Annotated in this window: 5 protein-coding genes; 3 read left to right on the top strand and 2 right to left on the bottom strand. The window is 72.9% G+C overall.

The annotated features are described in order from the left end of the window. The 3 genes from FL311_RS21435 to FL311_RS21425 all read left to right on the top strand — a co-directional run. The coding region (locus FL311_RS21435) for a C39 family peptidase (protein ID WP_228556990.1) at positions 1-1,049 on the top strand (1,049 nt) is incomplete at its 5' end. 28 nt (positions 1,050-1,077) lie between these two features. Continuing rightward, positions 1,078-1,869: a sigma-70 family RNA polymerase sigma factor gene (locus FL311_RS21430; protein WP_194869300.1), complete on the top strand. Its 792-nt coding sequence runs from the start codon at positions 1,078-1,080 to the stop codon at positions 1,867-1,869. Between the two features lie 4 nt (positions 1,870-1,873). Beyond that, positions 1,874-4,876 carry a serine/threonine-protein kinase gene (locus tag FL311_RS21425; RefSeq protein WP_141327514.1) on the top strand — a complete coding sequence of 1,001 codons (3,003 nt, stop codon included), beginning with the start codon at positions 1,874-1,876 and terminating at the stop codon, positions 4,874-4,876. A gap of 455 nt (positions 4,877-5,331) precedes the next feature. Here the strand turns inward: FL311_RS21425 and FL311_RS21420 are convergent, their stop codons facing one another. Then, positions 5,332-8,277 carry a choice-of-anchor D domain-containing protein gene (locus FL311_RS21420; RefSeq protein WP_141327513.1) on the bottom strand — a complete coding sequence of 982 codons (2,946 nt, stop codon included), beginning with the start codon at positions 8,275-8,277 and terminating at the stop codon, positions 5,332-5,334. Between the two features lie 275 nt (positions 8,278-8,552). Further along, positions 8,553-9,458 carry a DMT family transporter gene (locus FL311_RS21415; RefSeq protein WP_141327512.1) on the bottom strand — a complete coding sequence of 302 codons (906 nt, stop codon included), beginning with the start codon at positions 9,456-9,458 and terminating at the stop codon, positions 8,553-8,555. Positions 9,459-9,510: the final 52 nt, after the last annotated feature.

Here is a 9,510-nt window from a genome sequence, read left to right as displayed (position 1 = left end):
CCCCCGGGGAGATGTACCCCGTGCCCTACATCAACCAGATCACCTCCGAGGGCACCGAGGACGACTGGAACCGCAACTCCAACTGCGGCCCGACCACCATGGCCATGATCCTCAAGGGCTATGGCTTCGGCGGAGGGCTCTCCGACGGAGCCTTCATCAACCAGCTCGCCAACTCCATCGGCATGGGCGCCGAGGGCACCGGCTACGTCGGCATCGAGCAGATGGCCACGAACATGGGCCTCACCTCGGAGACCCACGCGGGCTCCGACGTGAGCTGGATCCAACAGCAGCTCGCCGCCGGCAACCTCGTCGCGGTCAACGGCGAGAGCAGCGTCATGCTCGCCAACGAGCAGCCGCCCTATGCCTCCGGCAACTTCTCCGGCGGCCACTGGATCGCCGTGACGGGCATGACGCCCGAGGGCAACTTCATCGTCCACGACCCGTCCAGCACCTGCCGCGAGCTGACGCCGGAGCAGCTCTCGCGCTTCCTCGCCGAGCACCACGCCGGGGGCTTCGCCACCGCCATCCACCCACCGCCCGGCGTCAGTCCGGCCGCCCCCACCGCGCCCACCGCGTCCGCGCAGGGCCAGCACCTCGAGTCCCTCCGCCTCGCGCCCGGCGCCTGGTCCCTCGCGGAGACGGGCTTCGCGGGCCAGGGCGAGCACCTGCTCCAGCTCTCCGAGCAGTACGACGTCCCCATCGACCTCGCGCTCGCCATGCTGTGGAAGGAGTCCCAGTGGGGCACCACCGGCCTGTCCCACGAGCACAACAATCCCGGCAACCTCAAGTTCGTCGGCCAGGAAGGCGCCCACGAGGCCTTCACGTCCTCGGGCGCGGCCGGCAGCTTCGCGGGCTGGCCCACGATGGAGCAGGGCATCGAGGCCTACTTCAAGCTCCTGGGCACGCACTACCGCGACTTCATCGACTCCGGTGATTGGCAGGGCCTCGTCTACCGCTACGCCCCTCCCTCCGAGAATGACTCGGCGCGCTACCTCCAGCAGGTCTACGACTACGCCGCCGTGGTGCGCGAGCACCTCGGCCTCGAATAGGCAGCGCGCGTTGTACACTCCCCCGGGCATGGAGCCGCCCCGCCCCGACGAGGACCTGTTCCACCGAGCCAGCTCCGCCTGGCCCGGCGTGGTGCTCGAACGGGACGTCTTCCTCGCCCACCTGCGCGCGCGCCACGGCGAAGCCCCCTCCTCCACGGCGTGTCACGTCGAGGACCTCTACCTCGCCTGCGCCTGCGCGCACGGCCTCCCCGCGGCGCTCGTCCTCTTCGAGCGCCGCCTGCTTCCCGCCGCCCGGCAAGCGCTGGCGCGGCGGCGCATGGCCCCCGACGTCGTCGACGAGGCGATGCAGCGGCTGCGCGAGCGACTGCTCCTCCCCCGCGACGGCGCCCCACCCCGCCTCGCCGAGTACGACGGCCGCGGCCCACTCGAGGCCTGGGTCCGCACCGTGGCCCTGAGGCTGGCGCTCACGGAGCTGCGTGAGCGCGCGGCCCCCGACGTCGCGCTGGGGGATGCGCTCCTGCCCGCCCAGGACGCCTCCTTCGCCGCGCTGAAGCACCGACACCACCAGGACATCGCGGACTCCATCGCCGCGGCGCTCGCCTCGATGGAACCTCGCGAGCGCGCCTTCCTCCGACTCCACCTCGTGGAGAACGTGGGCGTGGAGGACATCGGCCGGCTGCATGGCGTCAGCCGCGCCACCATGACCCGCTGGCTCAAGGCCGCCCGGGACACCCTCACCGAGCGCACGCACGAGGAGCTGCGACGACGGCTCCAGGTCGACGACTCGGAGGAGCTGAACAGCCTGGCCCGCACGCTGCTGAGCGGGCTCGAGTTGAGCGTGCGGCACCTGCTGCGCTGAGGCCATGAACTGTCCCGACGAGAACACCCTGGTGGCGTACTGCGAGCGCGCGCTCGACCCGGCCCGGACCCGGGACGTCGAGGCGCACGTGGAGGGGTGCTCGGCCTGCCTCGCGCTGGTGGGCGAAGCCGCCCGCGGCGCCGCGCGCGCCACGACCCTGAGGCAGTCCGCCGAGCCCCGCGTGGACACCGGCAAGCCGGGCGTCCCCGAGCCCGTGCCCCCCCGAGGCGCCCAGCTCGGACGCTATGTGGTCCTGGACCGCGTGGGCGCCGGCGGCATGGGCATGGTGCTCAGCGCGTATGATCCCCACCTCGACCGACGCGTGGCCCTGAAGCTCGTCCGCCCCCTGCAGGGCTCCGGCGCCCGCGAGTTGGAGCAGCGCCTGCTGCGCGAGGCCCAGGCCGTGGCCCGGCTGTCCCATCCCCACGTCATCACCGTCTTCGACGTGGGCACCGTGGACGGCAAGCTCTTCATGGCCATGGAGTTCGTGGAGGGACTCACGCTGCGCCAGTGGCTCAAGGCCGCGCCCCGCTCCTGGCGCCAGGTGCTGGACCTCTTCCAGCAGGCGGGCCAGGGGCTCGCGGCCGCCCACGCCGCGCAGCTCGTCCATCGCGACTTCAAGCCCGACAACGTGCTCATCGACGCCCGGGGCCGCGCGCGGGTGACGGACTTCGGCCTCGCGCGGCTCCAGCTCCAGGAGGCGTCCGCGTCCACTCCCACGCCGCCCCCGGTGGAGGGCGCGCGCGAGCAGGACACCGTCCTCACCCGGACCGGCTCGCTGGTGGGCACGCCGGCCTACATGCCGCCCGAGCAATGGAACGGCGAGCCCCTGGACGCCCGGGGCGACCAGTTCAGCTTCTGCGTCGCCCTGTACGAAGCCCTCTTCCGCGTCCGCCCCTTCGCGCGAGGACACCCGCCCGACTTCCAGCGACTCCAGGCGCCGGCCCAGGACACCGACTGCCCCGCCTGGGTGCGCCGCGTCGTCCTGCGCGGCCTCTCCGTCGCCCCCTCGGAGCGTCATCCCTCCATGGAGGCGCTGCTGGAGGCGCTGCGCAAGGACCCCACGCGACGACGCACGGGGAGATGGGCGCTGCTCGGCGCGCTCGCCGTGCTCACGCCGCTTGCGCTCTGGCCGCTGCTGCGACCCGAGCCCGCCCCGTGCGGCGGCGCCGCCGCGCGCATGGCCCCCACCTGGAGCGAGGCCCGGGAGGCGAAGGTGCGCGCGGCGCTGCTCGCCACCGGCACACCCCTGGCCGCCACCACCGCGGACGGCGTCGCGAGGAACCTGCACGACTACCGCCGCGGCTGGGAGCAGGCCTACACGGAGACATGCGAGGCGACCCACGTGCGCCACGAGCAGCCCGACACCGTGCTCGCGCTGCGCATGGCCTGCCTCGAGACGCGGCGCCAGTCCCTCGATGTCCTGGCCGAGGCCCTGGAGCACCCGGACGCCGCCCTGGTGCAGAAGGCCGCCGAGGCCTCGCTGGGGCTCGCGCCGGTCTCCGACTGCGCGCGCGTGGAGTCCATCCTCTCGCTCGCGCCCGAGCCCCGCGCCCCCGAAGCCCACGCCCGCCTGGTGGAGGCGCGGCGCCGGCTGTCACGAGCCCAGGTCCTCCTCGACACGGGGCGCTACCAGCTAGGCCAGGCGGAGGCGGAGGCGGCGCTCACGCAGGCGCGCGCGCTGGCCTACCGCCCGCTGGAGGCGGAGGTGCTGCACGTGGCCGGCTGGCTCGCGTACCGGCTCGCCGCGCATGAGCAGGCGGAGCGACACTGGACCGAGGCCGTGCGCGCCGCGCTGGCCGGGCGTCACGACGTCCTGGCGCTGCGCGCGACGACCGACCTCGTCGTCGTGCTCGGCTACGACCTGGACGACATGAAGCGCGGCCTGGAGCACGCCGCGCAGGCCCGGGCGCTGCTGGAGCGCGTGGGCACGGACGAGGACATCGCCGGGAGGCTGGAGAACCACCTGGGCCTCGTCTACTTCGGCGAGGGCCAGCTCCCCCAGGCGCTCGAGCACTACCAGCGGGCCCTCGCCCTGCGCGAGCGCACGCTGGGCGCCGACCACCTGGAGACCGGCAAGGTCGTCTCCAACCTCGCCCTCGTGCGCACGCGCCAGGGCCGACACCGCGAGGCGCTGCCACTCTACGAGCGGGCGCTCGCCATCCAGCGCAAGCACCTCGGTCCGAACCACCCGCTGGTCGCCAACACCCTGCTGTTCCTGGGTGACGTCCACCGGCTGCTGGAGGGCCCCGAGGCCGCGCTCCCCTTCTACGTGGAGGCGCTCGCGCTGCGCGAGGCCACGCTCGGCGACGCGCACCTAGCCACCATCCGGCTCCACAATGACCTGGGCCGGCTGTACGAGCAGCTCGAGGACTTCGAGCGCGCCCAGCACCACCACGGGGAGGCGCTGCGCAGGACGGCCCGGGTGTTCGGTGAGCAACACACGGAGCACGCGCAGTCCCTCCAGCGCCTGGCCGCGCTCGACGCGCGCCGGGGACGGCTGGACGCGGCGCTCGAGGGCTACGCGCGGGTGCTGGCGCTCCAGGAGAAGCTCGGGGTCGCCACGACGGGCACACGCGAGGAGCGCGCCTCGGTGCTCCGCCGGGCGGGACGCGCCCGCGAGGCGCTCTCCGAGCTGGAGCAGGTGCTCGCGCGCAAGGAGGTCGAGGGAGGTCCGCGCCAGCCCCGGCTCGTCTCCACGCTGGTGGAGCTGGCGCGCGCCAGGTTGGCCACCAGACAATCGGAGCTGGCGCGCCTCGCCGCCGAGCGCGCGCTCGACATCATGCAGCCCCTCGGGTGGAGCGCCCCGCGAGAGGCGGAGGTCCGCTTCGTCCTGGCCCAGGCGCTGTGGAGCACCCGCGAGGCGCGCCCCCGGGCGGCGGCGCTGGCCGACGAGGCGCTCGCGGCCTTCACCGCCGCGGGCAGGGCCTATCGCCACCAGGCGCGGGAGGTCTCCGACTGGAAACAGACCCACGTGCAACTCGAGACCCGCATTCCAAGAGAATGATTCAACCCCCGAAGCCCCGAACCTGGAGGTCGCCATGTCGCCCCCCATCCGCCTGTCGTCCCTCTCCGCGCGAAGGTCCGCGCTTTCCGGGCCAGCACGCGCCCCCGTGCAGCAGGCGCCCTCGGGCGGAAGGCCTCTCGCCCCGAGTGACAGCTCGACCTTCGAGCGACCACCGCCGGTGAAGGCGACCAGCGACGACACCAGCGCCCTCGGTGTGGGTCCGGAGCGTGGCGGCCTCCCGCGAGTCCTCAGCTTCTTCCGAGACCTCGTCGGGCGGCTCTTCCGAACAGCGCGCCCCAGCGGGGACCCCAGCTCGCCGGACGACTCCCCCACGAGCTCGCAGCCCTCCGTGCACCATTACCCCGGCGGCACGACCACCGAGTAGCGCCCTGGAACGCGGAGCGCCGCGCCCCACGAAGGAGCGCGGCGCCGTCACCCCTCGCACCGGGTGAGCGCTAGTTGCAGCCCAGCGGGTACGTCACCTCCACCAGCGAGCCCGGCGCGGGAGCGGAGTCCCGGTCGAAGATGATGCTGTTGGTGCGCGCGTCGTACTCCCAGCCCGACAGCACCTGCACGCCGTCCACGTGGACGACGATGCGCGTGGTGTCCGCGGGCTCCTCCGACAGGGGGAACTTGCGGTTGGGGCCGAAGGCGCTGTTGGAGAGCTTCTCCAGGGACGCGGCCCAGTTGGGCGTGCAGATGCTCTCCACCACGCCGCCCGTCGTGTTCGCCAGCTGGATGTAGCGGCTGCCGGCGCTGCTCGACGTGGGGCAGGTGGCCAGGTCCATGGGGCCGACAATCGCGTTGATGCTGAGCTTCGCCTTGTCGTTGCCCTTCAGCGCCAGGAAGTACGTCTCGTAGAAGGACACCGGCTGCGAGCTGAAGTCCTCCTCGTCCGACAGGAAGATGATGGCCAGCTTCGCGTCCTCGCGCAGGAACCCGCCGTTGCCGTCGTTGGGCAGCGGCGTGCGGGCGTCATCCAGGTTGTAGAGCAGCGGGTCCGACAGGGCGCGGTGCGCCGCGTCCAGGCCCTGCTCGTTCCAGTGACACACGCCCACGCGGGTGTTGTCCGCGAACACCGCGGCCGCGTTGGGCGTGTCCGGCGTGATGATGCGGGGGCGCGAGCCGTCCACGGGGAACAGGCGCCCGTTCTCGCCGCCCTGCGCGCCGCCCGGGCACTCGGACCAGCCGCCCGGGGACTCGTCCAGGCCCGTCGTGGTGACGCCGATGCGGTAGTCCACCGCCGCCGCGCTCGCCGCGCTCAGGAAGGCCGCGAAGTTCTGCCCCAGGCTCTGCTGCTCCTCCATCATCGAGCCCGAGTTATCCACCACGAAGAGCACGTCCACCTTCGCCTTCGACTCCTGGAAGAAGCGGTCCGTCTGCTCCGCCTTCGTCACGCCCCGGCCCAAGAGGCCCGCCGTGTACTCGCTCCCATCCTCCAGCCGGAAGCGCACCGCCGCCGCGTCGTCGCCGTCGTCCGTCGGCGTGTAGCGCGCCGTCAGCCGCACCCGTCCGCCCGCGGCAATGGAGGACGGGAAGGCGTTCGCCGACTGCACCGAGAACTCCTCGCCCGACTGCTCCAGCGTCATGCCGGCCACCTTCACCGGGCCGATGCACTCGTTGATGGCGACCAGCTCCCGCGTGCGAGGACCACACGACAGCTTGGCGACGCCGAAGTCCACCGTCGTCGGCTGCAGCGCGAAGCAGCCCTTCACGCCCTCCCCCACGAGCGACACCAGCGGGTGGCCCAGCGTCGGGTGGTTCACCCACGCCTCCGCGAGCCCCTCGAAGGGCCCCTCCTCCTCCGGCTTGAAGCGCACCACCAGCGTCGCCTTCTGGCCCGGCTCGAGCACGTGGTTGGGCACCGGCTGCGCGAGGAAGGACGGGTCCGAGCCCGACACCAGCTGCATGGACGCCAGGTAGCACGCCTCCGTGCCGGTGTTGCGTAAGGTCACCCCCAGCCCCACCTCCGCGCCCACCGGCACCTTCCCGAACTTCAGCTGCTGCGGCAGCGAGTACTGGCACGGCTTGAACGCGCGACCCTCGCCCTGCAGCGTCACGCCCTCGGTGGACGTGGTGCTCCCCGCGCGCACGCTCACCGCGAGCTGCCCCTCGCTCCGGCCCGCCGCGCCCACGCGCGGGCTGAAGGTGATGCCCACGAAGGCCGACTGTCCCGCCGGCACCGTCACGCTGGCCGGCGCCTGCGCCAGGGTGAAGTAGCCACCCTGCGCCGTCGTCAGGTTCAGGTTGTTGACGAGCACGCTGTCACGGCAGCGGTTGATGACCTCCACCGGCCGCGTCGCCGTCATGCCCTCGGCCACCACGCCGAAGTCCAAATCACGCGGCTTCACCGCCACACAGGACGTGCCGCCCTCGCCCGCGAGCGACACCTTGGGGCCCGGCGCGGAGGAGCCCTGCTCGCGCACGCCCACCTCCACGCGCCCCTCGCCCGCGCGCCCCAGCACCACCGGGGTGAAGGCCACGCGCACCTCCACGCTCGCGCCCGCCGCCAGGAGGCCGCCGCTGAGCACGGGCTCGCTCACCACGCGGTACACGCCGCCCGGGTTGAGCTGCAGCTCCACGCCGGACCAGCGCAGGGACTCGGTGCCCTGGTTGCGCACCGTGATGGACTGCTCCGCGCTGGCGCCCAGCGCCACGCGCCCGAAGTCCAGCCGCAGCGGCGTCACCTCCAGCTTGGACGCCACGCCCATGCCCTTGAGCGGCACCACCGCCGGCTCACAGCCCTCGCACACGGCGATGTGCAGCTCCGCCGCGGCCGCGCCCAGACGACGGGGCGCGAAGGCCACCGACAACACCCGCTCCTCGCCCGGCGCCAGCGTGGGCGCCTCGCCGTGCTCCGCGGTGAACTGGTCCAGGTCCGCGCCCTGCACCGACACCGCCAAGGGCGTCTCCACGTCGGAGGGGTTCTTCACCGTCACCTGGCGCATCTCCACGAAGCCCATGGCCACGTTGCCGAAGTCCAGCTCCGTCAGCGGCACCTCCACGAAGGCCTTCACGCCCCGGCCGGACACCGGCACCTGCCCCTGGGCGTCCGCGTCCGTGATGAGCTCCAGCGAGCCCTGCACCGAGCCCTCGACCTCGGGCTTGAAGTGCACCTCGATTTCGCGCTCGGCGCCGGCGCCCAGCGTGAAGGGCTCGAACGGCGGCACCGTGACATTGGGGATGGTGGAGGTGACGCCCTCGACGCGGTACGACGCGCGGCCGCCGTTGGTCACCTTCAGCTTGAAGCTCTTGGTGCGGCCCAGCGCGGCGGGGCCGAAGTCGATGGTCTCGGGGCGCACCACGAAGGCGCTCTTCGCCCGCTGCGACGACGGGCGCTCGCATCCCGTCCCCACCACCAACGCCACCGCCACCCACGCCACCCAGAACAGACGTCTCATCGTTGCTGCCTCCCCACGACTCCCGAGCCCGGATTCCGCACGGCCTCGCACCCGCGCGATTCCGGCGGAGGGGGCGCTTTGCAACCCAGGTGCCCGACGCATGGCGGCGACAGACGTCCACCGGCCAACGTGGCAACTCTTGGGCGTGTTTGGGGAAAGGGGTTCTCCGCCGTGGGAAGAACGTTTCCCTGGGGGCGGGTGGGACTGGAATTACTTCAGGAACACCAGGTGACAGTCGGGACAAACCACCAGCCCGCCGTGGGCACCCGAGCGCCTCAGGGCGCGGGCTTCGACTGCGGGGCGCGCAGGCGCTCCAGCACGCCCGTTCCCCAGAGGACGCCCACCATGCACACCAGGGCGCCCGTCACGGCCAGGGGCGAGACGGCCTCATCCAGCAGCACCGCCGCCAGCACCCACGAGAAGACCGGCGTCGACTGGGTGGCGACCCCGCCGGCCACCGCGGTGACGTAGCCCAGGGCATACGTGAAGGCCATCTGCGCCACCACGGAGGAAACGCCCACGCCCAACAGCGGAAGCACGACATCCCAGCCGAGCGGCCTCCAGTCCGCGAGCGCGAAGGGCAGGCTGAAGAGCAGGCCGAACAGACAGAAGGAGAGGAACACCGTGGCCGCGTCCGTCTCGTGCCGCAGCGCGCGCACCGCCACCACGGCCGCGCCGCCCAGCACCGCCGACGCCATGCCCGCCCACGCGCCCAGCCCCAGCGTCAGCGACACGTCCTGGGCCACCGTGCTCCACATGACGAGCCCCGCGCCCGCCGTGGTGAGCACCAGCCCCGCGAGCAGCGCCCCCGTCACGCGCTCGCCCAGGAACAGCCAGCCGATGATGGCCGCGTAGATGGGCCAGCACGCGTTGAGCAGCACCGCGGGCCCCACCGACATCCGGTCCAGCGCCACGAAGTAGAGGTAGACGGCCGCGCCGCCGAAGATGCCGCGCAGCGCCCACAGGTGGACGCGCCCGAAGCGGGGCCTGCGCCGCATCAGCGGGAAGAACAGCGCGAGGAACAGCAGGCCGATGGCGAAGCGCCCGGACGCCACCTGGCCCGGGGACAGGCGACCGGCCAGCAGACGGGTGCACAGCGCCATCACCGCGAACAGCACGCTCGCGAAGACGAGCAGCGGCGTGCCGCGGTAGCGCACGGGGAGGACCCAGCGGGAGGACATAGGAGGAGGCGCCCCTCTACCGGAAACCCGGGCGGGGCTCCAGCGGCCCCGG

The organism is Myxococcus sp. AB025B, assembly GCF_006518215.1.
In the GTDB taxonomy this organism is placed as follows: Bacteria; Myxococcota; Myxococcia; order Myxococcales; family Myxococcaceae; genus Myxococcus; species Myxococcus fulvus.
Note: the sequence above shows the minus strand (reverse complement) of the source record. Positions and strands in the feature narration are given on the sequence as shown.

Coding starts and splice junctions, on each gene's coding strand:
- FL311_RS21425 (WP_141327514.1), top strand. CDS start 1,874: ATGAACTGTCCCGACGAGAACACCCTGGTGGCGTACTGCGAGCGCGCG.
- FL311_RS21415 (WP_141327512.1), bottom strand. CDS start 9,458: ATGTCCTCCCGCTGGGTCCTCCCCGTGCGCTACCGCGGCACGCCGCTG.
- FL311_RS21420 (WP_141327513.1), bottom strand. CDS start 8,277: ATGAGACGTCTGTTCTGGGTGGCGTGGGTGGCGGTGGCGTTGGTGGTG.
- FL311_RS21430 (WP_194869300.1), top strand. CDS start 1,078: ATGGAGCCGCCCCGCCCCGACGAGGACCTGTTCCACCGAGCCAGCTCC.